Origin of the sequence: Chryseobacterium takakiae (genome assembly GCF_900129385.1) — a bacterium.
GTDB classification, from domain to species: Bacteria; Bacteroidota; Bacteroidia; order Flavobacteriales; family Weeksellaceae; genus Chryseobacterium; species Chryseobacterium takakiae.
Map to the genome: position 1 here is coordinate 117,654 of NZ_FQVO01000010.1, position 24,677 is coordinate 142,330.

22 protein-coding genes are annotated in these 24,677 nt (G+C 37.6%); 5 read left to right on the forward strand and 17 right to left on the reverse strand.

What is annotated here, in order from left to right:
* Position 1: 1 nt before the first annotated feature.
* Together BUA76_RS13630 and BUA76_RS13635 are read left to right on the forward strand one after the other, a co-directional pair.
* Entirely contained in the window at positions 2–1,231 is a 1,230-nt protein-coding gene (locus BUA76_RS13630) for an ABC transporter permease (RefSeq protein WP_072885348.1), read from the forward strand.
* 109 nt (positions 1,232–1,340) lie between these two features.
* Positions 1,341–2,324, forward strand: a complete 984-nt coding sequence (locus BUA76_RS13635; protein WP_072885349.1) for a PLP-dependent cysteine synthase family protein — start codon at positions 1,341–1,343, stop codon at positions 2,322–2,324.
* Positions 2,325–2,414: 90 nt separating this feature from the next.
* On the opposite strand, the gene BUA76_RS13640 is transcribed toward BUA76_RS13635, so the two are convergent.
* From BUA76_RS13640 to BUA76_RS13650, 3 genes are all read right to left on the reverse strand, one after another.
* A complete protein-coding gene (locus BUA76_RS13640; RefSeq protein ID WP_072885350.1) occupies positions 2,415–2,942 on the reverse strand; it encodes a hypothetical protein in 528 nt (175 codons plus the stop codon).
* 118 nt (positions 2,943–3,060) lie between these two features.
* Entirely contained in the window at positions 3,061–3,369 is a 309-nt protein-coding gene (locus BUA76_RS13645) for a chaperone modulator CbpM (RefSeq protein ID WP_072885351.1), read from the reverse strand.
* A 3-nt stretch (positions 3,370–3,372) separates the two neighbouring features.
* Positions 3,373–4,281: a DnaJ C-terminal domain-containing protein gene (locus tag BUA76_RS13650; RefSeq protein ID WP_072885352.1), complete on the reverse strand. Its 909-nt coding sequence runs from the start codon at positions 4,279–4,281 to the stop codon at positions 3,373–3,375.
* Positions 4,282–4,374: 93 nt separating this feature from the next.
* Between BUA76_RS13650 and BUA76_RS13655 the strand changes: the two genes are divergently transcribed.
* Positions 4,375–5,574: a dicarboxylate/amino acid:cation symporter gene (locus BUA76_RS13655; protein ID WP_072885353.1), complete on the forward strand. Its 1,200-nt coding sequence runs from the start codon at positions 4,375–4,377 to the stop codon at positions 5,572–5,574.
* A gap of 151 nt (positions 5,575–5,725) precedes the next feature.
* Here the strand turns inward: BUA76_RS13655 and BUA76_RS13660 are convergent, their stop codons facing one another.
* From BUA76_RS13660 to BUA76_RS13670, 3 genes are all read right to left on the reverse strand, one after another.
* On the reverse strand, positions 5,726–6,109 hold the full coding sequence (locus BUA76_RS13660) for a DUF779 domain-containing protein (RefSeq protein ID WP_072885354.1): 384 nt from the start codon (positions 6,107–6,109) through the stop codon (positions 5,726–5,728).
* A gap of 284 nt (positions 6,110–6,393) precedes the next feature.
* Positions 6,394–7,431 (reverse strand): alcohol dehydrogenase AdhP, encoded by a 1,038-nt coding sequence (adhP, locus tag BUA76_RS13665; RefSeq protein ID WP_072885355.1) that lies wholly within the window; start codon positions 7,429–7,431, stop codon positions 6,394–6,396.
* A 528-nt stretch (positions 7,432–7,959) separates the two neighbouring features.
* Positions 7,960–9,489, reverse strand: a complete 1,530-nt coding sequence (locus BUA76_RS13670; protein WP_072885422.1) for an aldehyde dehydrogenase family protein — start codon at positions 9,487–9,489, stop codon at positions 7,960–7,962.
* A gap of 184 nt (positions 9,490–9,673) precedes the next feature.
* Between BUA76_RS13670 and BUA76_RS13675 the strand changes: the two genes are divergently transcribed.
* Positions 9,674–10,597, forward strand: coding sequence for an AraC family transcriptional regulator (locus tag BUA76_RS13675; protein ID WP_072885356.1), 924 nt, complete (start codon positions 9,674–9,676; stop codon positions 10,595–10,597).
* A gap of 11 nt (positions 10,598–10,608) precedes the next feature.
* On the opposite strand, the gene BUA76_RS13680 is transcribed toward BUA76_RS13675, so the two are convergent.
* The 10 genes from BUA76_RS13680 to BUA76_RS13725 form a co-directional block, all read right to left on the reverse strand.
* Entirely contained in the window at positions 10,609–10,875 is a 267-nt protein-coding gene (locus BUA76_RS13680) for a DUF7683 domain-containing protein (protein WP_072885357.1), read from the reverse strand.
* Between the two features lie 43 nt (positions 10,876–10,918).
* Entirely contained in the window at positions 10,919–12,247 is a 1,329-nt protein-coding gene (locus tag BUA76_RS13685; RefSeq protein WP_072885358.1) for a hydroxymethylglutaryl-CoA synthase family protein, read from the reverse strand.
* A gap of 164 nt (positions 12,248–12,411) precedes the next feature.
* Complete coding sequence (locus tag BUA76_RS13690; protein ID WP_072885359.1) at positions 12,412–13,245, reverse strand: T9SS type A sorting domain-containing protein; 834 nt, start codon at positions 13,243–13,245, stop codon at positions 12,412–12,414.
* 175 nt (positions 13,246–13,420) lie between these two features.
* Positions 13,421–15,931: a M1 family metallopeptidase gene (locus tag BUA76_RS13695; RefSeq protein WP_072885360.1), complete on the reverse strand. Its 2,511-nt coding sequence runs from the start codon at positions 15,929–15,931 to the stop codon at positions 13,421–13,423.
* A gap of 12 nt (positions 15,932–15,943) precedes the next feature.
* The gene (locus tag BUA76_RS13700; protein WP_072885361.1) at positions 15,944–16,162 is read right to left on the reverse strand and encodes a hypothetical protein; all 219 of its coding nucleotides are present in this window, start codon (positions 16,160–16,162) and stop codon (positions 15,944–15,946) included.
* A 3-nt stretch (positions 16,163–16,165) separates the two neighbouring features.
* Complete coding sequence (locus BUA76_RS13705; RefSeq protein ID WP_072885362.1) at positions 16,166–17,485, reverse strand: serine hydrolase domain-containing protein; 1,320 nt, start codon at positions 17,483–17,485, stop codon at positions 16,166–16,168.
* 233 nt (positions 17,486–17,718) lie between these two features.
* A complete protein-coding gene (locus BUA76_RS13710; protein ID WP_072885363.1) occupies positions 17,719–19,155 on the reverse strand; it encodes a hypothetical protein in 1,437 nt (478 codons plus the stop codon).
* Positions 19,156–19,240: 85 nt separating this feature from the next.
* Complete coding sequence (locus BUA76_RS13715; RefSeq protein ID WP_072885423.1) at positions 19,241–20,035, reverse strand: thymidylate synthase; 795 nt, start codon at positions 20,033–20,035, stop codon at positions 19,241–19,243.
* 105 nt (positions 20,036–20,140) lie between these two features.
* Complete coding sequence (locus BUA76_RS13720) at positions 20,141–20,890, reverse strand: SDR family NAD(P)-dependent oxidoreductase (RefSeq protein WP_072885364.1); 750 nt, start codon at positions 20,888–20,890, stop codon at positions 20,141–20,143.
* 137 nt (positions 20,891–21,027) lie between these two features.
* Complete coding sequence (locus tag BUA76_RS13725) at positions 21,028–21,468, reverse strand: hypothetical protein (RefSeq protein WP_072885424.1); 441 nt, start codon at positions 21,466–21,468, stop codon at positions 21,028–21,030.
* A gap of 251 nt (positions 21,469–21,719) precedes the next feature.
* On the opposite strand from BUA76_RS13725, the gene BUA76_RS13730 reads away from it, so the two are divergent.
* Complete coding sequence (locus BUA76_RS13730) at positions 21,720–23,261, forward strand: hypothetical protein (protein WP_072885365.1); 1,542 nt, start codon at positions 21,720–21,722, stop codon at positions 23,259–23,261.
* Positions 23,262–23,320: 59 nt separating this feature from the next.
* Here the strand turns inward: BUA76_RS13730 and BUA76_RS13735 are convergent, their stop codons facing one another.
* Positions 23,321–24,670: an alpha-amylase family glycosyl hydrolase gene (locus BUA76_RS13735; protein ID WP_072885366.1), complete on the reverse strand. Its 1,350-nt coding sequence runs from the start codon at positions 24,668–24,670 to the stop codon at positions 23,321–23,323.
* Between the last annotated feature and the right edge of the window lie 7 nt (positions 24,671–24,677).

Here is a 24,677-nt window from a genome sequence, read left to right on the forward strand (position 1 = left end):
CTTGAAGTTTCCTTTATATTTCTCTAGAAAAATAGCGTTTTCCAAAGATAATAAAAATAACCTCTCCCGGGTTATCATCTTCATTGGAAGGCTTTCGGTGGCATTGGGAATCATTGTTTCTCTAATCACCGTATCCACAGGTTTCGGTTCTAAGAAAGCAATTAAAGAAAGACTGGCAGATTTCAGCGGTCATATTACCGTAAGATCTACAAGATCAAATTCTTCCTACAATACTTCCGTGCTTGATAACCAGGGTTTGGATATTAAAAAAATAAAAGAAATTCCTGATGTGGCAAGTGTTCAGAAATATGCAATGTTAACAGGTATAATGCGGAATGAGCACAATTTTGCGGGAATTATTTTCAAAGGAATCGGTAAAGATTTTGACAGCCTCAGGTTTAAAAAATTCCTGATTGCCGGAACCACTCCGCAGGTAACTGAGAAAGGCTATAACAATGGCGTAGTAATCTCTGAGAAAACGGCAAAAGACCTTCATCTTAAGGTAAAAGACAGCATCGTCACAGTATTTTCAAAAGCCGACCAGCAACCTATCTACAGGAAATTTGAAGTCTTGGGAATTTACAGAACGGATATTAAAATGATTGATGACCAATTCGTTATCGGAGATATTAATCATGTTCGTAAAATTCAGGATATGAAACCTGATGAAGCGGGTGGAATTGATATTTTCTTTAAAAATGTAAATGATGCAGATGCAGATTTTCCCGAAATTGAAAAGCTCATAGGATATAAAAACTATGCTGAAAAAGCAACAGAGAAATTTCCACAGATTACCGACTGGATCAGTATTTTTGACACCAATATTGCATTGATTATTATTATCATGCTGATTGTAGTGATTATTAATATCATTATGGTTCTCTTAATCCTTATTATTGAAAGAACCAACTCCATAGGTCTTCTTAAAACCCTCGGCGCAAGCAATTCCCAGATTCGTGCAACCTTTATCAACTATACACTGATCATTATGATTCCCGGGCTTTTGTACGGAAATGTAATTGGTTTAGGCCTGATTTTCATCCAGAAGATTTTTGGCATTATCAAACTTAATCCTGAGAATTATTACGTAAGTACAGTTCCGGTAGATCTTAATCCATTTATGATCATCTCCATCTCGGTAGGCATTCTGATTATTTCAGGTCTGGCCTTAATTATTCCCAGCTACCTCATCAGTAAGATTTCTCCGGTGAAGGCGATTAAGTATAATTAGAAGTTGGTGAAAAGTAAAAAGTGAAAAGTGAAAGGTTAATTACTTATTCATGCTATCATTCAGCGAATAAAATTTAAAGCCGTATCTTTGCCATGCTTAAAAAACATTTATGAAATACGCAAACAACATCCTCGAAACTATAGGAAATACACCATTGGTAAAACTGAATAAAGTTTTGGGTGAAGATTTTCCGGCACTAGTTTTGGCAAAGGTGGAAACTTTCAATCCCGGGAATTCCGTGAAGGACAGAATGGCCCTGAAAATGATTGAAGACGCAGAAAAAGACGGAAGGCTAAAGCCGGGAGGTACCATTATCGAAGGAACTTCAGGAAATACAGGAATGGGATTGGCTCTTGCAGCAATCATCAAAGGATACAAATGTATTTTTGTAACCAATTCAAAACAATCTAAAGAAAAATGCGACATTCTCCGTGCTGTAGGTGCTGAAGTCATTGTTTGCCCTACCGACGTAAAACCTACGGATCCACGTTCTTATTATTCGGTATCAAAGCGTCTTGCAAAGGAAACTGAAAACGGATGGTACGTTAATCAATATGATAATTTATCCAACAGAGCTGCGCATTATGAATCTACTGCTCCGGAAATATGGGAACAGACCGAAGGAAAACTGACACATTTCGTTGTGGGAGCAGGAACAGGAGGCACGATTACCGGCTGTGGTACCTTCTTCAAAGAGAAAAACCCGAATATTAAAGTAATTGGAGTTGACACCTACGGATCTATCTTAAAAGAAATCCATGAGACTGGGGAAATCAACTTAGGAAACGCTTATACTTATATCACTGAAGGAATCGGTGAAGATATTCTTCCTGAAAATTATGATATGGCAGTGATTGATCATTTTGAGAAAGTAACGGATAAAGACGGTGCTGTTTATGCAAGAAAATTAGCAAAAGAAGAAGGAATTTTTTGCGGATACTCTGCAGGAAGCGCTATCGCTTCACTGGTACAGATGAAGGATCAGTTTACAAAAGATGATGTTATTGTAGTACTTCTTCACGATCACGGTTCAAGATACGTGGGAAAAATCTATAATGACGAATGGATGAAAGAAATGGGTTGGCTGGATTAATAATAAGCCCCACTCTACAAATAAAGAACTCAGAACATCTGCTCTGAGTTTTTTTATTTTATACGGATTAAGTTTTAATCTGCTGAATAATTATTCGTTGATGTTTTTCTTTAAAATCTGCTTTAAAAAGCTATAGTCTTTCTCGCTCATTGATTTCCTGGGAAACATATAGCTGTATTTTCCTTCGATGCTTATAAATTCATTGTTGCTGTCGAAAAACTCAAAATCTTTCCATTCGCTGGTCTCATTATCACCGTTAATATTTACTGTGAAAAAATTCTCCTCTATTCTGATTTCATAGACTTTACAATTTTCGATTTTATTTAAATAGTGCGCTACCTGCTTTTTCCATCTTGAAACTTTATTAATGCTTACCGATAGAAAAACAGCGCAAAGCAGGAACAAAAAGCTTACAAAATACAAAATCCCTGACTTTTCTTTGCTGAAATCATCTCTAAAAAAGAATAAAATAACCAGAATAACAGCAACTACAATCGTTGTAACCGTTTTTCCTCTCGTTGTAGGCGAAAAGAACAGGCTTCCCTGATTCCCGCTGAAATATATTTCTTCAAAATCCTTTCTTTTCGGCTTTAGAACGATTACTTTCTCTTCAGTCATATTTATTAATTCTGCAGCAAATATAAGTTTTTCATTTTATCAATCTCATTTTAAACATCATCACTCCTACCCTAAAATTCTCTCACCCTAAAACCCTCTGACTCTAGAACTCACCCACTCAAAAATTCCCTTCCTCATATTTGTCACTGATGGCTGAAAGCTTACTCATCAGCTCACGGTTTTTCTGTTTCAGGTCTTCCATTTTTCGGAGCATCTCGTGAATTACTTCGAGTCCGGGGAGGTTGATATCCAGATCATAATACCAGTTGGTAAACCTTTCAAAAGACGGCAGATCTTCATACATCAGATAGTGGATTTCATTCTCTGTCTGAATATTCAGTAAACCGGAATCTACCAGTTCATCAAAAAAGGTGATTTCAATATTGTATATTTTTACGAGTTCTTCCCGTGATATTCTTTCATTCATGACTTAAGAATTTTTTAGTTGTTCGAAAAGCTGCTTCTGCTTATCGGTAAGGTTGGTAGGCAGTTTCACATCGTACGTCACAAAAAGGTCACCGAATTCTCCTTCCTTTTTATAGACAGGAAATCCTTTTCCTTTTAGCCTTACGGTCATTCCGTTTTGGGTTTCAGGCTTCACTTTAAGATTGACGCTTCCGGTGAGGGTATTCACGTTGACATCGCCGCCTAAGACAGCCGTATACAAATCAATAGTAACTTTAGTTTTCAAATCATCTCCAATCCTTTCAAAATCCGGATCAGCCGGAATAGTAAAAGTAATGTACAAATCACCGTTTGGACCACCATTATAGCCGGGATTTCCATGCCCTTTCAATTTAATCTGCTGTCCGTCATAAACGCCTGCCGGAATGGTAATCCTCACCTTTTTCCCGTTAATATCAAAAGTCTGCTGATGTGTAGTTGCAGCATCCTTTAAGCTTAGATTCAGCTCTGCATGAATATCCTGTCCTTTAAACTTCCCGGATGCACTTCCTCTTGAACTTCTCCCGAACCCTCCTGTTCCGCCGAACATGCTTTGAAAAAAATCCGAGAAATCTTCTCCTTCACCAAAATCAGCACCGGAAAATCCGCCACCGTAGTCGTTGCCATAATTCTGATACTGCTGTTGCTGTGCCTTTTCATACTCTTCACCATGTTTCCAGTGTTCGCCGTATTTATCGTATTTAGCACGGTTTTCAGGATTGCTGAGAACTTCATTGGCTTCGTTGATCTCCTTGAATTTCCTTTCCGCTTCCTTATCGTCAGGATTTAGGTCCGGATGAAGCTTTCTTGCCAGCTTGCGATAGGCTTTTTTGATATCTTCCTGGGTTGCGTTTTTATCTACGCCTAAAATTTTATAGTAGTCTATATAAGCCATAGAAACGTTTTTACTCAAATTTAAGGATTTTAGAGACGAAATTTATATAATGAAGTGTTAAAAATAAAGCTATCTTTGACTAAAAAGCGCTCTATGAAAGACGTGTTGAAAAACTACTCGGGAATTCTGCTTTTGCTTCTGGGGATCGTTATTGGGAGTATTATCGGGATTGTTGCACCACAAACAGTAAGCTATATAAAACCTTTAGGAGATATTTTCCTGAATTTACTTTTTGTAAGTGTGGTTCCTCTTGTTTTCTTTGCAGTTTCCAATTCTATTGCATCGCTGGAACGGGAGTCAAAGTTTGGAAAGATCATGATAACCATGGCATTTACTTTTCTTTTTTTCATTTTAACGGCAGCTGTTTTTACTATTTTCGCCGTCTATTTGTTTCCGGTTTCCGGAGTTTCCGGAAGTAAGGAACTGGTAGCAGAAGTTTCTTCCGAAGAAACCTGGGGCAACAGGATTGTGAGCTTTTTTACGGTGGGCGAATTTACACAGCTATTTTCACGGCAGAATATGCTGGCGCTGCTCATTTTTGCATTTATGACGGGATTTTCTGCAAGAAAAGCAGGAGAAAAAGGACAATCATTCAGGATGTTTATTGCTTCCGGATATGAGGTCATGAAAGAACTGTTACTACTAATTATGAAAGCTGCTCCCATTGGTTTGGGGGCCTATTTCGCTTATCAGGTGGCCACACTGGGGCCTCAGCTTTTCGGATTTTATGCTAAGCCGCTCGGACTTTATTATATTGCGGGTGCCGTTTATTTTCTGTTGTTTTTTTCCATTTATGCTTTTATGGCCGCCGGGACCAATGGTGTTAAAAGTTTTTGGAAAAATGCTATTTATCCTACAGCCACGGCACTGAGTACCTGCAGCAGCTTCGCTACTATGCCTGCTAACTTAGAAGCTGCATCCAGAATCGGAATTCCCGGTCAGATTTCAAATATTGTGATTCCTATTGGAACTACGCTGCATAAAAACGGATCTTCCATGTCATCCATTATTAAGATCTATGTTGCTTTTATGATTATCGGCAGAGATTTTTTTGATCCGATGAATTTACTTCTGGCTTTAGGCATTACTGTTTTTGTAAGCATTGTGGCAGGCGGAATTCCTAATGGCGGATATATTGGTGAGATGCTGATGATTTCAGTCTATAAACTACCACAGGAAGCCATTCCTGCGGTGATGATTATCGGAACCCTGGTGGATCCGTTGGCTACGGTTCTGAATGCAGTCGGGCAATTGATAGCTTCGATGTTTGTCAACCGGTTTGTGAAAGTTTGACTTTTTGTTTTGTTAAATACAAGTTGCACAAATCTTTTTTAAGAAATCCCACTATAATTTTAAAGCTCAAGCATCTGGCAAATTTGCGGGAAATTTAATGATTGTATTGTAATTATTCCTGTATCTCGCTGATTTTGCTGATCAAGCAGATTTATTCACTGCGCTTTACGGGTTCTAAATTCTTAAGTTCTTCCGCTGTAAAGAGTGTATAAATAACTTTGAATGTTTTTCCGAGCGGTGTTTCTAAAGAAAATCCTCCCGGTCCGAAACCATCCGTAACATCCAGTGTAAAATGGGAATACTGCCAGTATTCGAACAGATCGCGGTCGATCCAGAATTCGTGTCCGTTGATGGTCCCGATCATGGCATCATTTATTCTCGGGAAAAATCCGCCTTTCTCGAAACATTGCGGCTGTGTGCCTTCACAGCATCCTCCGGCCTGATAAAACATCAGGTCTCCATATTTTTTCTCAAGTTCCCAGATTACTTCCAGGGCTTTTTCTGTAGCGGCAAGTCTTGATATTTTAGGTTTCATAACATTGTTTTTTTATTGATGTTCTTTTGTTTTAAAACAAAAGAACCAAAAATTCAAGACCTGGAAGCTGCGGCTAAAAATGAATCCTATTCTCTAAAAATTCTAAAACTTGCGCGAATTCAGTATCTGTTCTTCGGTTCAATATTGTTCTCGCGCTTCAAACAGTAGAATTTTCTTTACGTTCACAGAATTAATTTTCTTAACGCTTTCGCTTCCTAAGTCTTTTATAAAGCTAAAAGTTTCGGCGAAATTTCATTTCGCCGAAACCCTATAATCCGTTTTCATCAATTTGAATTTCCGGCAATATCAAGAACGATTCTTCCCTCAATCTGCCCTTTTTTCATTTTATCAAATACCTCATTAATGTCTTCTAATTTTGCAGGAGTCACCGTTGCCTTTACCAGTCCTTCATTAGCAATATCAAGCGCTTCCTGAAGGTCTTTCCGTGTGCCGACGATGGAACCTCTCACGGTAATTCTTTTGAGAACCGTTTCAAAGATCGGAAGCTCAAATGATCCGGGCGGAAGCCCGTTCAGCGCAATGGTACCTTTTCTTCTTAATACATCAATCCCCTGTTTGAAAGCGATCGGCGAAACGGCAGTAATCAATGCGCCATGCATCCCACCAACTTCCTTATGCAGATATGCTCCCGGATCTGTGTTTCTGGCGTTGACTACCAGATCCGCTCCCAATTTTTTTGCCAATTCCAGTTTATCATCCGCCACATCAATAGCAGCTACATGCATTCCCATTGCTTTAGCATATTGGACAGCTACATGCCCCAATCCCCCGATTCCGGAAATAGCAACCCATTCTCCGGGTTTCGTTTCCGTTTCTTTTAACCCTTTATACACGGTAACTCCGGCACAAAGAATCGGCGCAATTTCTAAAAAGTTGACATCACTTTTCAGGTGTCCCACATATCTTGAATCTGCAATGACATATTCTGCAAAGCCTCCATCAACACTATATCCGCCATTTTTCTGCGCTTCACAAAGAGTTTCCCATCCTGTAATGCAATAATCGCAGCATCCGCATGCGGAATACAGCCAGGGAACACCTACGGCATCTCCTTCTTTGACGTAAGCTTCAGGGCCGCAGGCTACGACAATTCCCACTCCTTCATGTCCGGGAATCAGAGGCATTTTGGGTTTGGCCGGCCAGTCGCCGTCAACAGCGTGAAGATCGGTATGACACACGCCACAGGCGATTACTTTTACCAACACTTCATATCTTCCAGGTTCTCTTACGGGAACTTCTTGTATTTTTAATGGTTGTCCGTAGCCTTGTACCACTGCTGCTTTCATTATTTTTGGTATCATATTCTGAGTTTTGAATTAGTTTTTATTTTTTATTGGAAAATTGTTGTAATCTTCATGGAAAGGTTATTCTGGTATTTATAATGAAATGTTGTTTTTATTTTCCGCGGATTTCGCAGATTATTATTCTTATTCTAAAGTCTCGCACAAAGATTTATCGTAAAATTAAAAGACAAAAAATTATTAGTAAAGCTTGGTCTGCTTCAAATTCTGTTCAAATGAATTTATCTGTGTAATTCGTGAAATCCTTTTGTTGTCGTGTATATTTTATTTTTTCCACAGATTTCACAGATTTTCACGGATCATTATGTTTATTAAAAAGAGTTCCGCACACATTTGCACTATGTATTTTGACCATCTGAATCTCTGCCATCATCAATGCAGCATTGTCGCGTGAGGGATAGGAAGGGCGGCGAGGAACGAGCCGGTGCGGAGCGAAGCGGAGCACCGAAACGAAGTGCAGCCCTGGATAGCCCGACCGTTTTGCCCCGGCTGAAGCCGGGGCAAACGGGCACGCCCTACTATTTAAAATTAAAAAAATCCTAATTTGTTTTTGTTGTACGAGATCAGCATATTTTTTGTCTGACGGTAATGATCCAGCATCATTTTGTGGTTTTCCCTTCCGATTCCGGATTGTTTGTAGCCTCCAAAAGGTGCTCCTGCGGGATAAGAATGATACTGGTTTACCCAGACTCTTCCTGCCTGAATTTGTCGCGGAACAGTATACAGCTGATGCGCATCTCTCGTCCAGACTCCTGCTCCCAGTCCGTAAATGGTATCATTGGCAATTTTAACAGCTTCCTCTTCATTTTTAAAGGTGGTAAAAGCCAACACTGGCCCAAAAATTTCTTCCTGGAAAATTCTCATCCTGTTATTGCCTTTAAAAATTGTAGGCTGAATATAATAACCTTCTTCAAGTCCTTCTCCAACATTGTTGACATCACCACCAACGAGCACTTCCGCACCTTCTTCTTTTCCAAGTTTGATATAGGAAAGAATTTTATCTTTCTGGATTTGTGAAGCCTGGGCTCCCATCATGACCGTTTTATCCAGCGGATTCCCAACCTTAATCGCTTTTACTCTTTCAATTACTTTGGCGATGAAAGCATCCGCAATATCTTCCTGAACAAGCAATCTTGACGGACACGTACAAATTTCACCCTGGTTCAGTGCAAAAAGAACCGCTCCTTCAATGGCTTTATCCAGGAACTCATCATCCGCATCCATGACAGAACTGAAGAAAACGTTTGGTGATTTCCCTCCTAATTCCAATGTTACCGGAATGATGTTTTCCGTTGCATACTGCATTACCAGACGGCCCGTTGCAGTAGATCCGGTAAATGCGGCTTTAGAAACTTTCGGATTGGTAACCAATGCTCTTCCCAATTCTGCCCCAAATCCGTTAACGATATTTACAACACCCGGAGGCAGCAGATCTCCTATAATTTCCATTAAGACCATAATTGAAATCGGGGTACTTTCTGCGGGTTTTAATACGACACAGTTTCCTGCTGCTAAGGCAGGAGCCAATTTCCAGACCGCCATCAAAATCGGAAAATTCCACGGAATGATCTGTGCAATAACACCCAGTGGTTCGTGAACGATGAGGGAAACGGTGTCTTTGTCCAATTCATTATGGAAACCTTCTTCCGCCCTGATCACTGAAGCAAAATATCTGAAATGATCGATTGCTAAAGGAATATCCGCAGCCAGTGTTTCTCTTACCGCCTTACCGTTGTCAATGGTTTCAACGGTTGCGATGTATTCCAGATTCTGCTCTATCCTGTCGGCTATTTTATTTAGAATAACACTTCTATCTGTGGAAGAGGTATCTTTCCAGGTCTGGAAGGCTTTTTCAGCAGCATTAACAGCCAACTCCAAATCTTCTTTTGAGGAATGGGCAGCCTGTGTAAACTTTTTACCGTCTACCGGTGATACAACATCGAAATATTCTCCGTTTACGGGTGCCGTGAACTGACCATTGATATAATTATCATATCTGTTTTTGAATTCAGGCCACTGCAATAATGTGTCTGATTGTTGTTGTGTTGTAGTGTTCATATTTGTACAATTTTTAATTTTTCTTAATAGCCAAATTACATCTACATTGAAGATTTGAATAGCATAATCGTACAAAAAAGCTTCAAAATCGTGCAAACGATAATTTTACCATTTCGTTAACACTCAACAAGTACCATAATTTTCTTATATTTGAGTTACGCTGAAACATAAAAAAGGTTTAGAAATGAATGATCATAAATTTTTATTGAAAACCCCAGAGCTGAAGAAAGAAAACCAGCTTTTAAGCATGGTTGAAAATCAAACGAAATTCAATCTAAACAATTGCGAGTTCAGCATTTATGAAACACACAGGGCTGCTTTTGATGTAAAACTGCATTTTGAAACCATCGCCTTTACCGCCATGCTTCGCGGGAAAAAGCATATGAAGCTCGACAATAAGACCAATTATTTTGATTATTATCCAGGAGAGAGTGTTCTGGTGGCTCCGGGAGAAACCATGATCATCGATTTTCCGGAAGCGGATGAAACGCCTTCCCAATGCATTTCCCTGAGCCTGAATCCTGAGTTTATAGAAAACTCATTGAATCATCTTAATTATCACCTTCCGAAAGTTGACGAAACTTCCCAATGGAATATTGAATTGGACGAATATTTTCTTTTCAACAATCAATCTCTGGCTTCAGCGACGAACAACATTATGAGGATTGCGATGGACGATAATTCGCAGAAAGATATTATGGCCGATTTTGCGCTAAAAGAACTTCTGATCCGGCTAATGCAGACCCAGGCAAGAAGCATGGTGGAGAAAAATATTGTAAAAAATAAATCCAGAATCGGTTTTGCGGTAGATTATATCCGGAAAAATCTTCATCAGAAGCTTTCTATCGAGAGTATTGCGAAAATCGCGTACGTGAGCAAATCAAATTTCTTCAAAATGTTTAAGGATGAGCTGGGAACTTCCCCGAATGAATTTATTCTCCGGGAAAGAATCAGCAAAGCAAAAGAGCTGCTGAAAAGCAGGAACAGCATTAAAGAAACTGCTTTTCAGACCGGGTTTTCGGATACCAATTATTTTACACGGGTTTTTAAGCAGCTTGTAGGTGTTACGCCAAAGAATTATCAGGATAAAAATACTTTCTTGGATTAACTTCCTTAGCGTCATTTATTATCTTCGTAACATGAAAGCTGATAAATATATGTATCAAAATCCGGATTAATTTCTTCTGTTAAAAAAGGAGATATTTTCTTTAATTGATCTTCGCTAAGAAAATAACAATCGTATATTTCATCCGTATAGTCATCATCATTTAAAACCAGATCATCCAAGGTTGCTAAAATCTTTTCCGAACTGATATTTAAAAGATATTCTTTAACAAGGCAATCATCTTCTTTCCTAAATTCTTCTATAACTCTAACTAATTTCATATTAATTAAAAAAACACCCTAAAGATAGAGTGTTTTTATTAAATTATTTCTGATAATGATAATACCTCGCTCCTTTTAAGACCGGGTTTTCCAATTCCACATATTTTAATCCGAACCCTTTGTAATTTTCATTAACAGAAGTTTCCAGCTGCTTTCTGTGAAGCTTTTCATAGGTTTCAAAATTGATGGCTGTTCTGCTTTTTAATTCTTCAAATACATTCCATTTTGAAACCACGTTTTTCCAGTTCTCTGAAACTTTCCCTGCAAAAACTTTTGATTTTGAACCGCTTCCGTATCCTAAAAACCCAATTTCCTTTCCGGTTAATTCTTCATTTTCATTAAAAGAAGTCTGCAATACAGAAAGCATTGCCATAAAAATAGATGCCGTGTATATGTTTCCGATTTCTGAGGAAGCACGCTGCGATTTTTCAATTTTATCATTAATAAACTGAATATAGGCTTCTGATTTTGCGACTGCTTTTTGCTCTTCAGGCGTTTCGTAGGACAATCCGTTTTCCAGACTGTAAATTTCCGTGAATACTCTTTTACTGTGAAATGCATACGGAAGATGGAAAATCAGATATTTCCAGCTTTCATACGGTTTATTTTTCCCGGTAATTTCTTTATAATGGTTGTACGCTTCCCTGATTCTATCCTGATAACACTGATTGGAATATTGCCCGTCGAAAACCGGTTCATCCGTAAAAATTTCAATTTTTTCCGGGAAATTTCCGGGAGCATTATTCAGATTTTCTTTTTTAAAATGACGTCTTGGTTTGAAGAAATCAAAGACAGATTCTGTAGCAACACCCCAGTTGTTTTCAATTTCAATAAGATCCGGTTTTGAAGAAACCAAAACAGCAACAGCTCCACCACCCTGCGTATACTCACCGGAAGAGGCAAGCTCATATTTTGCATAATCACTTGCGATGACAATGGCTTTTTTATCCGGATTTACTCTTACAAAATCCAGAGAATTGTGAAGAGCGTCCACTGCACCGATACAGGCGAAAGTGAGATCTACCACATCACAGTTTCTGAAACAGCGTTCTCCGAATTGTTCTTCCAATACTTTTTCTACCATCTGCATTGCGTACGAAGCTGTTGGCTTTGCTGCATCGAGCGCACTTTCTGTTCCCAGATAAATCCTTGCAATTTCCTTTGGGTTAATATGGTAATCTTTAATCAATTTCAACAACGCTTCCGCAGCAAATGTTGCCGCATCTTCATGAACATCGGGAAACCCCATTTTGTGTAAACCCAGTCCTTTTTCAAGCTTTGCAGGTTCAATTCCTCTTCTTTCTGCTAAATCCTTAATTTCCAAATATAATGAAGGCACATGGTAACTTGCCGCCTCGATTCCAAAAGTCATATTTTTTTAATTTTATACGAATTTAAAAAATGTAAACGTTTAATCAATTATGATTTTCACGAAATTTTGTCAGGCTTAAGTATATAATTAAAAAAAGACACCCCTAAGAGATGTCTAACGTAAAGTTATTGATATTTAATATTTTTTAAGTAATGAAAGATCAATTAGTTTTTGATGATTTTAGATGACTCCGTTCCGCTTGCGGTTTTACCTGAAATAATATATACTCCGTTATCAAGAGCTGACACATCAATATCCCCCTGCTCAGCATTTACTTTATGTGTCTGAACTTTTTTTCCGGTTGCATCATAAACAGCCATTTCATTTACTTTATCCTTTGCACGATAATGTAAGACACCATTAACCGGATTCGGATAATAACTAATCGATGATTTTGGGGAAGCCTTTACCTCATTCACTCCTAAAACATCATTGGTAATCGTAAAATTATCAATCAATGTAGAATATCCCTGTGCGTTTTCACATTCTATGGCAACCTGATAAAGATTGGGGGGCAGATTGACATTTGCGAAATTGTACCATGAATTAAAAGGCGGCTGAAAGCCCATCACCATATTCCATGGATCGGAAGCTGACATTCGATAGTAAATTCTTACCCAATTCGCATTGGCTCCCTGCTGTGGATTGATAAGATAAAAGCTTAGTCTGGGCGCAGTGAGAACCGAACTGTTCAGCGGTGGAGTTACGAGTTTTGTTTTGTCCGCACTTGAAGAATTTGCCGGAAAGTTGGCAAATTTTGTTCCTCCAAAAGCGGTTATCCCGTTACTCCCCGTGGTTGCAGAAGATGCGAATGTCCAGGACATATTGTTGGTTTCATAAACCTGTGTCCAGCCTGATCTGCTAGGAGAATCATCTTCAAAAGTTTCCGTCCAGGGGAATGTTGAAATTTGAGCATGAAGCCCAATGGCAGAAAAAATGATTAAGGCCGAAAATACATATCGGTTTTTAATTTTTCCAGAAAATAGATTTGTTTTCATTAGCAATTATTTTAATGTTAATTCAATAACAAAATTATAATATTAAAACGAATAAATCAATAATATTTCTATTTTAACATATTAAATTTAATAAAAATCGTTTAACCATTAAAAATAACCGCTATTTAAAATAGCGGTTATCATATTTTTAACACTATAGAATTTTGCTAAAGAATTATTTAAAATCTTCAATCGATTTATTAAGTAAATCGATCTGTTTATTAATGCTTGCGGCGCTTTGAGGATTCTGTTTTAAAAGCTCCATTTTTTTATTCAGACCATCCTTCAGCATCTGGCTTATCATCATTTTTACCTGCGGATTTTCTCCGATCTGCCCTTTTGCCTGACCAAGAATTTTGGTGATGCTTTCTGTAGCTTTTACATTGTCTGAGGTCATGATCCAGTTGAATCCTTCTTCCGCAGATTTCCCCAGCTCAGGATTCTGGAATTTGATAAAAGGATAAAATGCAGCAAACTGTGCGATATTGGCCATTTGGGACGAAACTTTATTCTTCACAATAATTGGAAGCATTTGTGCGGCCAGCGTTTCTGAAGCTCCTTCCAGATCAATTTTATCGGCATATGCTGCGGCTTTTGACGGATCAATGGCGACAATAGCGCCTACTGAACTTCCTTTTACGGCATTGGAGACAGCATTAATTCCTTTTTCAAAAATTGGCATGTACTTTTTATCCTTTGTTTTTGCCAGTGCTGAAATAGCTGCCGCCTGCACCAGTGTTTTAGGATCATTGGATGCCAGTTTTTCTACATCTGATCCTAAAGCTTTCAGCTGATCCGCATTCGAAAGATCCATCAGCTGCAACGCTTTTATTCTTGTTCTGAAATAAGGATCTTTAATGGCTGCTGCAAGTAATTTTGTAGCTGCGGGATTTTTTCCTGCCTGATCTTTAATTCCGTTTAGAGCATTGTATCTGCTTTTGAATTCTTTTGATCCGGTAAACTGCATCAGGTACTGCTCAGGCGTTTTCGTGTCGTTAATATCTGCCAGCAAAACGCCATCTGCATTGATATTAACAAGGTCTGCATTTTTAGTTACATCAAAATTAAAGGTATTTTTTGCTTCCGCATTTACCCAAACATTATATCTTTTAGGTTTTCCATTTTCGTAAACATCGATAGCCAAAGGAAACTGGAACGGTTGCTCCTGAATCTGCTCAATGGTTACTGCTATTTGTTTTTTTACCGGTTCAAAAGTGTACGAGTAATTTATTTTCGGATTTCCGCTTCCGAAATACCACTGATTGAAGAACCAATTGAGATCTTTTCCGGAAACTTTTTCGAATGAAAGCCTCAGCTGGTGTGCTTCTGCATTCTGATATTCGTTGGTTTTAAGATAATCCTGCATTCCTGCAAAGAATGCTTCGTCGCCAAGATAGTTTCTCAGCATATGAAGAATTCCGCCCCCTTTCTGATACGTTACCAGATCGAAAACATCTTCGCGGGAAGCATAATCGAAACGTACGAGATCTTTTTTGAAATCAGTCGGATTGTGGATGTACATATTCACATCCGTCATCTGATGATAGTCTGCCTGATCTTTTCCGTATTTATATTCGTTCCATAAATACTCGGAATAATTGGCAAATGATTCGTTTACCGTAAGATTGCTCCAGCTCTCGGCTGTAACAAGATCGCCAAACCAGTGGTGGAATAATTCGTGGGCAATGGTATCTTCCCAGGTGTTTTCGTCAATTAATTGCCCGGGTTTTTGCAGAATATCGCTTCCGTGAAGGGTAGCTGTTGTATTTTCCATTGCGCCGCTGACGTAGTTTCTTCCGGAAATCTGTGCATATTTAGCCCAAGGATAATCGTAACCTAGTTTTTTAGAGAAAAACTCAATCATTTCCGGCGTATTTCCGTAGATCTGCTTTGCATACGGCTCATATTCTTTTTCAATATAATAGTCTACAGGAATATTTTTCCATTTATCTTTTACAATGGCATATTCTCCCACACCCATGAAAAACAGGTAGGTAGAATGTCTTTTATCCATCACCCAATGGTCTGTTCTCAAGCCGTTTGATTCTTTCTGGGAATCTTTCAGGATACCGTTTGAAAGCGTAACATATTTGTCAGGAACCGTCATGTAGATTTCCTGTGTGGTCTTCTGATTAGGTTTATCAATGGTAGGAAACCATGCCGAAGAAGATTCGGTTTCACCCTGTGTCCATATCTGTGTCGGCATATCGGGATCTTTTCCTTGAGCGTTGATAAAGTACAGTCCTTTTGCGTCATTAATGGCAGCGCTTCCTTCCTGTTTCACTTCGTTGGGACGGGAAGTATATTTAATATAAACCGTATAATCCTGGTTTTTCTGGTAGGTTTTATCTAAAGTGATTTTAAGAACATCGTCTTTATAATCGTATTTTAAAGGAGATTTTTTACCGTTGCTCTCTAAAGCCACTTCATGGATCAGCATTCCTTTGGCATCCAGCGTAAGCTGGTTGGAAGGATAAAAATAAGGCGATGCCGTGAGCCATTCTTCACCGTTCATCTGCTCTTTCTGATAGTCGAAATTTACTTTAAGTTTGGTATGTTTAAGTTCTGTTACTTTGGTATGAGTCGCTCTGTAGACTTTTTCTCTGCCGGAAGTTTCGGTTTGTGCCGCTACGTTGGTGGAAAAGAAAATTCCCAAAAGAGCGATCGATAAAATGGCTTTTTTCATTATGATTAAAAATTATTTCTTGGTTAAAATATCAAAAATATCATTCACTAATGTTTCGTAATCCCCTTTTTTGAATTGTTCCTTTGTTTTGGCGAAGGCTTTTTTAAGCTCGCTTTCGGGATTTTCATCGTCAATGATTTCTGCAGAATCTACACCTTTCAACTGAAGTATAGCGGTTTTAAGGATTTCGATATCTGCATTTTTTTCAATATTAATTTTTAAATATTTCATTGTTTATTCTTTTATGAAAGTTGTTTTCATTCCGCTCTGGATGATATCGAACTGTTTTTTTTCAGGATGAAAATTGATGACGATTCCTGCCAAATCAAATTTAAAACTTGTTGCAGAAGTTGCGTCTAAGGGAAATGCACTCTGCCCTGTTGCCTGCGCCATCAGTTTTTTATCCTGAATAAAGATATTAATTTTCAGAGGGACTCCCGGACTTGCATAATTGCCAATAAATTTCTGAAGATCATCTTCCGGAATACTTATCGTCTGAAAATTAGGGATCTCAAAATCTTTTCCGGTTGCAACAGCCATCATTCTTGAAAAAATTTCATCGGAATCCACATCCTGTTGATTGACCGTAAAACTAACTGCTGTTTTAAATTCAGGAAAATATATCAGTTCTGATCTGAAACCATCAATGGCGCCGTTATGCCCAAATCCTGTATATTTTTCAAATTGAAATTTCACAAGACCATATCCGTAATCATCAATAAAATGTTTCATTTTATCAACGTTTTCTTTTGTAATGAGCTTTCCTTGTTCAAGACCAAGAATAAAGGTTAAAAGTTCCCTCGGCGTAGAAACAATATTTCCCGCTCCAATCGGCACGCTCATATCCGTTTCAGGTGCTGCAATATAAATTCCGCCAGAATACTGGTAAGATTTTGCCTGGTTTTTTGAAGTATCAATTTTTCCTCCGACGCCTGTTAAAGTGAGTTTTAATGGTTTTGCAATTTTATTTTTAATTAATTCTGCGTACGGCTTTTTATATATTTTTTCAAGAATTAACCCCAGTAAAATAAAGTTTGAGTTGCTGTATTCATATTTTGAACCCGGCGCAAAGTCACTTTTATATTTTTTAATGATATTTACCAGGTCATTTCCTGTGTGAGGCTGGGTATAATATTGTAGAAATTCGGCTTCATCCGTTAAATTATGAATTCCGGTTCTGTGTTGTAATAAATTTTCGATCGTGATTTTATCAGCATTAGGAATTTCCGGATAGAAATCCGAAAGCTTTTTGTCTAAAGAAATCTTTTTTTCTTCCACCGCTTTCATCACCAAAACTGCGGTAAACGTTTTGCTTATTGAGCCTATACGATATTGCGTATTGACATTGGCTTTCTGGTTTTTTTCTACATCTGCAAATCCGACTACTTTAATGAAAGTAGGATTATTATTTTCTGCCAATGCAAAACTTCCCATTACTTTATGGTGTACAAACAGAGAATCCAGGTAATTGAACATTTTGTCTTTCACCGTATTTTGGGAAAAAACCATGCCTGAAATACCAATTGCTGAAAGGAAAAGCAGCTTTTTAAACATATCCTGAGATTTAACGGATGAGTTGAAAATTTTGAAAAGATGTTACAAGAAAAGTGAAAAATCCAATATTTTGGAGTCCACATTTTACAATATTATTTAAATGGTCCGGGCTTACTTTATGGTAGCTTATTGATTACTTTTTTACAAGAATGGATTTCATGAAAGTATTTAGAAACATTTTTTTAATGGCATCAATAAGCAATACTAATGGATTTTCATTTTACAAACTTACTTTATTTTAACCTGCTTATTTTCCCATTTTTATAAACAAATATTATTTTGCAATCTTTTTTATTTTCTATATTATAAACATGAATCTTTCCGGGATCAATACCGTTCATTTCACAAAGTATAGGCGCTTCCCAATTCTTAAAAAAAACCGGTTCCCTGAAAGTAAGATTGGGATTGATTTTAAGCTCATTAAAAATATCATAATCCAAGCCAATTTCTCCTCTTATGATGTTATTATCATCAATAGCCGTTTTCAATTTACTGAACAATTCATGGTTAAAACGGTTTGCGTAAATCCATGAATTTTTAACACTTATATTTGTGATCATAAAGAGGGAGGCTGTAATTGCAAAAAAAACAGCAATAATTTTATTCCCAAGATTTAATTTTATTGCCAAAAGAATAGTGGCTGAAATGATAAATATTGTGTGGAAAAGCCTTATTGTTCCCAAATTCCGGTTATCAAACCCAAAAACAGTTGGAATGTAGGATGAAAAGAGAAAAATACTCATTCCGCAAAAAATAGCAAGTAAGGAGATGATTCCTAAATTTTTGAAAGACTGCAATTGCTTTTTAAAATCATAGTCAGAAAATATTTTATAGACCAAAGATGTGATGATAAGTATTACAATCCATTCGAAAAAATTTAATTTTTTATAGTTCAGAATACTTTTATAAATTCCTGAGAAAATATCATTTAAAAATAATTTAGCGGAATAAAGAAAGATTTGAATAACTCTTTTAACATCTAAAATTTTGTCTATCTCATCCCGTTGATAAGAATGCAAAAAGATGAAAGGCTGAATGATCTTTCTAAAAATAATAATGGTTCCTAACGTTATAATAATAAATGTAATTCTTTTTTTATTTTTTTTAATGAAAAACAAATGAAGAAATATAAGAGGAAGAAAAATCTCGTAATTCAAAACCGAAGCTATAAAAAGTAATGAACTGAGAAATATATTTTTATGAAAATATAATATATAAATACTCAAACAAAAAAATATAGTAGCCAGATTTGAATTGAGCATAATTGCAGAAAACTGAATGCTTGTACCGATCATTGAACATGCATAAAGCAAAGTAATAAGGCTTGCCAATTGTACGGTCAATATTTTCTGCGCCACTTCATAAATCACTAACAATGAAAGCGGAAAGAAAAATAATCCCAGCCAATAAACAAATTCATTATATTGGGAGATAAACATTACTGTTGCCGTAACAAATCCTGACACCGGTCTTGCAGCCATTGTAGAAGAATCGAGGAAAGAACAGATAAAGCTGAAATAAGATTGGGAAATAAACCTGTACTCATACGCCATAGCTAAATCATCAGCAAGTAATATTTTTTCATAACAAACTGATAAACTGATGTAAAGTACATAAATAATTATTGAAATATTCAGAAAGAGCTGATCTCTTTCAATATTTTTTTTCATACTGTTTTTTTCCAAAATTTGTGTAATAAAATTATGTCAAAAATAATGGAATTAAAACAAAAATAAAAGTATTTTAGAAATAATATTAAATCGCCACAGGAGCTTTTATTCCCGGATGCGGATCATAATTTTCCAGCGTAAAATCTTCAAAATCAAAATCAAACAAATCTTTAATTTCCGGATTGAGCTTCATGGTCGGAAGCGCCCGCGGTTCTCTGGAAAGCTGCTTTTTCACCTGTTCAAAATGGTTGTTATAAATATGAACATCTCCGAAAGTATGCACATAATCTCCTACTTCAAGATCACAAACCTGTGCTACCATCATCAGCAGCAAAGCATAACTTGCAATATTAAAGGGAACTCCCAGAAACACATCGGCACTTCTTTGGTAGAGCTGCAATGATAATTTTCCATCCGCTACATAAAACTGGAATAAAGCATGGCATGGAGCCAAAGCCATATTGGGGATTTCGGCCACGTTCCATGCAGAAACGATCAGCCTTCTGGAATCCGGGTTCTTTTTAATCTGGTCAACTACGTCCGTAATCTGATCAATCACTTTACCGTCCGCGCCGTTCCAGCTTCTCCACTGCGCTCCGTAAACAGGTCCGAGATCGCCGTTTTCATCAGCCCATTCATCCCAGATGGAAACACCATTATCTTTAAGGTATTTAATATTGGTATCGCCTTTGAGAAACCAGAGCAATTCATAAATTATTGATTTCAGATGCACTTTTTTGGTGGTTACCAACGGAAAACCTTTTGAGAGATCATATCTCAGCTGATACCCGAAAACACTTCTGGTGCCGGTTCCGGTTCTGTCGGTTTTATCTGTTCCGTTATCTAAAATATGCTGTAAAAGGGCTAAATAGTTCTGCATCTGAAAAAAGATTTTAAGGCTCAAATTTAAAGAAAGTATTCCGAAATTATATGAAAAAAGCATCCATTTTGATGGACGCTTTCTATTGTTGAAAATCAAATTTTATTAAATCGCCGTGTAACCGCCGTCTACAAGATAATAAGCTCCCGTCATGAAAGATGATTTTTCTGAGCTTAGGAATAAAACGAGTTCGGCTACTTCTTCCGGTTTTCCCAGTCTTCCCATTGGATGTTTTGCAATAAGGGCATCCTTCATCTCACCACTTGCACTTTCCAGAAGGGGTGTTTCAATATAGGCCGGTCCTACTGCATTGCAACGGATGTTTTTCTGCCCATATTCTGCACCGATATTTTTGGTAAGTCCCACCACTGCATGTTTTGCAGCAGTATAAGCTGATGAAAGCGGTGCCGCAACCGTACCATGAATAGACGCCATATTTACAATAACACCTCCTCCATTTTTTACCATCTGTTCCAGCTCATATTTGCAACCATAGAAAACACCGTCCAGATTTATACTTAATACCTTTCTCCAACTCTCAAGGCTGTAATCACCCGTTAATGCCTGTTCGCCACCAATTCCTGCATTATTGCATGCGATGTCCAGTCTTCCGTAAATTTCCACGGTTTTCTTTACCATCGCCTCTACTTCTTCGGGTTTTGAAGTATCTGCTTTTACGAAAGACGCTTCCCCGCCATTGGCTTTAATATCTTCTACGACCTTGTTACCATGTTCTTCATTAATATCAGATACAATAACTTTGGCTCCTTCCCTTGCATACGAATGAGCAACAGCCAATCCAATTCCGGATCCTGCTCCTGTTACAAGTGCTACTTTGTTGTCTAAAATTCCCATATTGATTTTTATTAAGTTGTGATAATTGATACCACAATTTACAACAAAATTCCATCGTTGCTTCCAAAGTAAGCAATAAAGTTTTCTTAAATTATGGTTAAATAGTTAGTTTACGGACCAAAATCACTACCCGACATTTACCAGATTTGCCTAATAGTGTGAGTAATGCTGTTAAGCGAAAAACTTTGTCCGTTACTTAGTCCTGCCATTGATTTCGCTAATGGTGATTCTCCTGAAACCGTCATTACCTTACGGTTATCACAGACTATTTCTCCCACGGAAGCAATAATATAAAACAACCCTTTTTCAGTCTCAACCAAAGCCCCGTTTTGTACCCTTGAGCAAGATTCTAAGTTTACTTTTTGGAGTAGCGCCTGCTGATTCAGGGCTTCATTTAACTGTCTTTGGAGGTTATTAATTTCCTGCTGGAGCATTTCTCTACCGGTTTCATATTTGTCGCCCATTGAACTTTTGGTATCACTGTTTGAAGCACGGGTATCTTCGATCAGTTTCTCAAATTTCTGAATTTTTTCTGTAAGTTTAGCCTTTACCGCTTCCAATAACTTTGATTTATCCATAACTGAATTCATATCACATAATCATTTCAAATGTATTAATAATTAATTGTAATATTCAACGCATTTTTTTCCGGTAAACTTACTTTTGTTTAGCACACCTGCTGCTCTTTGAAATACAGATATTTAACATAAAAATATTTTTACCATAAGTATTTGAAAATTTTCTAAATTTGAAAATATTTCTAAATTTTTAATAAATAATCAATATAAAAGGCAACATCATTTAAGCCTGTTAATTTTAATAAAACACTATGAAAAAAAAATTAATTATTATAATATTAGCTACTTTTTCACATATAATTTTAGCTCAGGTAGGGATCAATACACAAACACCACACACATCTTCCTTATTAGATCTTAATTCAGATACAAAAGGACTTCTTTTACCAAGAATTAGCACTGCTGCTGCAAATAACCTCTCCAATACGGCAAGTGAGGGGCTTGTTGTTTTTGATAAAGATAAAAAGGCTTTTATTGGATGGGACGGGACAAAATGGCAAAACCTGGGTTATGAAGAAATTAATACCGTTCCTTCTGCAACCAATGTAACGATCAGCGGAAATTATACTATAGGTTCTGTACTAACAGGAAATTATACATTTTCTGATGCGGAAAGTAATCCTGATAATGCGTCTGCTTTAATTTGGAAAAGAGCAGACGATGCATTAGGAACCAATATTGCAGCAATTGTTTCTGCTACTGCACAAAATTATATCACCGGCGCTGCAGACCTGAATAAATTTATCCAATTTTGTGTAACTCCGGGATCTTTAGCTGGTGCTTCCCCTGGTCTGCAAAAATGTTCAGCCTGGGGTGGCCCTGTTGGTGCAAATCAGGCTCCTGTTGCCACTGGTGTAACAATTTCAGGAAATGCAATACAAGGCCAAACTCTTACAGGAAGCTACACTTATAATGATGCCGAAGGAAATACACAGGGGACTTCTACCTTCAGATGGACACGTTCTGATAATGCATCAGGAGCTAATGAAACCACAATTTCAGGGGCAAATGGAATTACATATACTGTAGGCTCCGGTGATGTTGGAAAATATATTAAATTCTATGTCACTCCTATTGCTACATCAGGCACAATAACGGGTGCAGAAACAGGTTCTGCCTTTAAAGGGCCTGTCGTGAATCTGATAACAGGTACTATTTTTTCACAGGGATTTGAAACTGGTGATGTTGTAAATTATACAACTTCCGGATTTTTTCCAGGAGGTTTGAACTTTACTTCAGGTACTACAGCAGCAAGCGGAGATGTTCCGGCTTCGTCCCCATTATTTTCAACCGGCTCAAGAGGATACGGATACTCTAACCCGACGACCGGTACAGTGACAAATACCTATGTTGAATTTAACACCGTAGATGCCTCAAGTTATACCAATAATATCACCTTCAGCTTTGATGTAGCAGCTTTTTCTATTGGAAGTTCAGCAAACGGAATGGAAAGCAGTGATCTTGTGTCGTTGGAGATAAGTACTGACGGCGGAGCAACGTATGCTACCAAACTTACACTACTTGGAGGAAATTCTTCAACTGGCTCAAATGTAAGATGGGCATTTTCAGGTACAGGTACTGCAACCAATAGTTATTCTTCAGCCAATCTTAATGTAACATCGCCTAATACGTCTAATCCTTCAGGAATTACTGTTACAGGAAGTCAGGCGATTACAAAATTATCCGTAACAGGAATTCCCAATTCCAGCCAGCTTCGTATAAGAATTGGTTTGAGGAACAATGTTTCTTCTGAACTTTGGGTTATTGATAATGTACAACTGACAGCCTTATAGATAAGAAAATCATTTTTACAAAAAATCTCCGCCTGGTCTGGCGGAGATTTTTGTATGAATTATTTCTCAAAAACAGCATAATCGCCGGGTTGGAAATTAAAGTGCTTTCCTTCCTTGAAATTTCTGTTCATTTTGGTGAAAGCATTTTTGAATGTTCCTGATAAATGCTCATCTTCAATAGTGAAATCAACAGGATCTTTTGACATATTTAAAACAACCAAAACTTCGTGATTGCTATTTTTTCTTAGGTATGCAAAAATTTTATCATTAGCAGACGTATTCAGGAGATAGGTTCCGACATTCGGGTCTCCGCCTCTTAAAGCCGGATTTGATGATTTAAGGTTTAACAACACTTTATAGAACTCTGCCATCTGATAATTATTAGTCCATTCTATAGGATCTTTTTCAAAGAATTCCAGTCTTTTCATATTGGGTAATTCCTGTCCGGAATACAGCAAAGGAATACCGTTCCATGTTGCAGAGAATACTGCCATTGGCTTGGTGATCACTCCATATTTTTCATATTCGGTGCCGTTCCATGAGTTTTCGTCGTGATTGCTGGTAAACCAGGCTCTCATAGAGCCGTCTCCTATATTAGAATATTGTATAAGAAGATCTTTCAATTCCTGAATGGGAAGATTTTTCTTATAATAGTCTTCGGATTTGTGCATCCATTTCCATGAGTAACTTGCATCAAAGACTTTTCCGTATTCCGGATTTTCGAGTTCATCATACTCTCCGATCCAGAAGAGCGGCTTTATTTTTTCCACTTCCGGACGCGCCTGCTGCCAGAAGTCTACTTCCACCCATGAAGCAAGATCACAACGGAAACCGTCAATATCAGTTTCACGGATCCAGAATTTCATGGCATCAATCATAGCGAGCCGCATTTCCTGATTTTTGTAATCAAGTTCGATAATATCGTCCATTCCTGATGCGCGGTGAAAGCTTCCATCGGGATCTTTCAGGTAGAATTCAGGATGTGTTTTTGTCCATACATGATCCCATCCGGTATGATTGGCAACCCAGTCCATGATTACTTTAAATCCGAGGCGGTGCGCTTCGTTTACCATATGTTTGAAATCATCCATGGTTCCGAATTCCGGATTGATGGAGGTATAATCTGCCGCTGCATACTGACTTCCCAGACTGCCTTTTTTATTTTGCTGTGCAATGGGAGTAACCGGCATAAACCACAGGGTTTTAACACCCATTGACTTCAGTCTCGGCATTTCCTTTTCAAAGGCCCTGAAGGTTCCTTCTTTGGTATATTGTCTTAAGTTTACTTCATAAATATTGGTGGTGTGTTTCCATTCTTTAGGCTGTTCCGTCATTTTTCTTGTTGTATTTTGAGTGGCGCAGGAAACGATTCCCAAGCCAATTATCGCTAATAGAATTAATTTTTTCATTATTTCT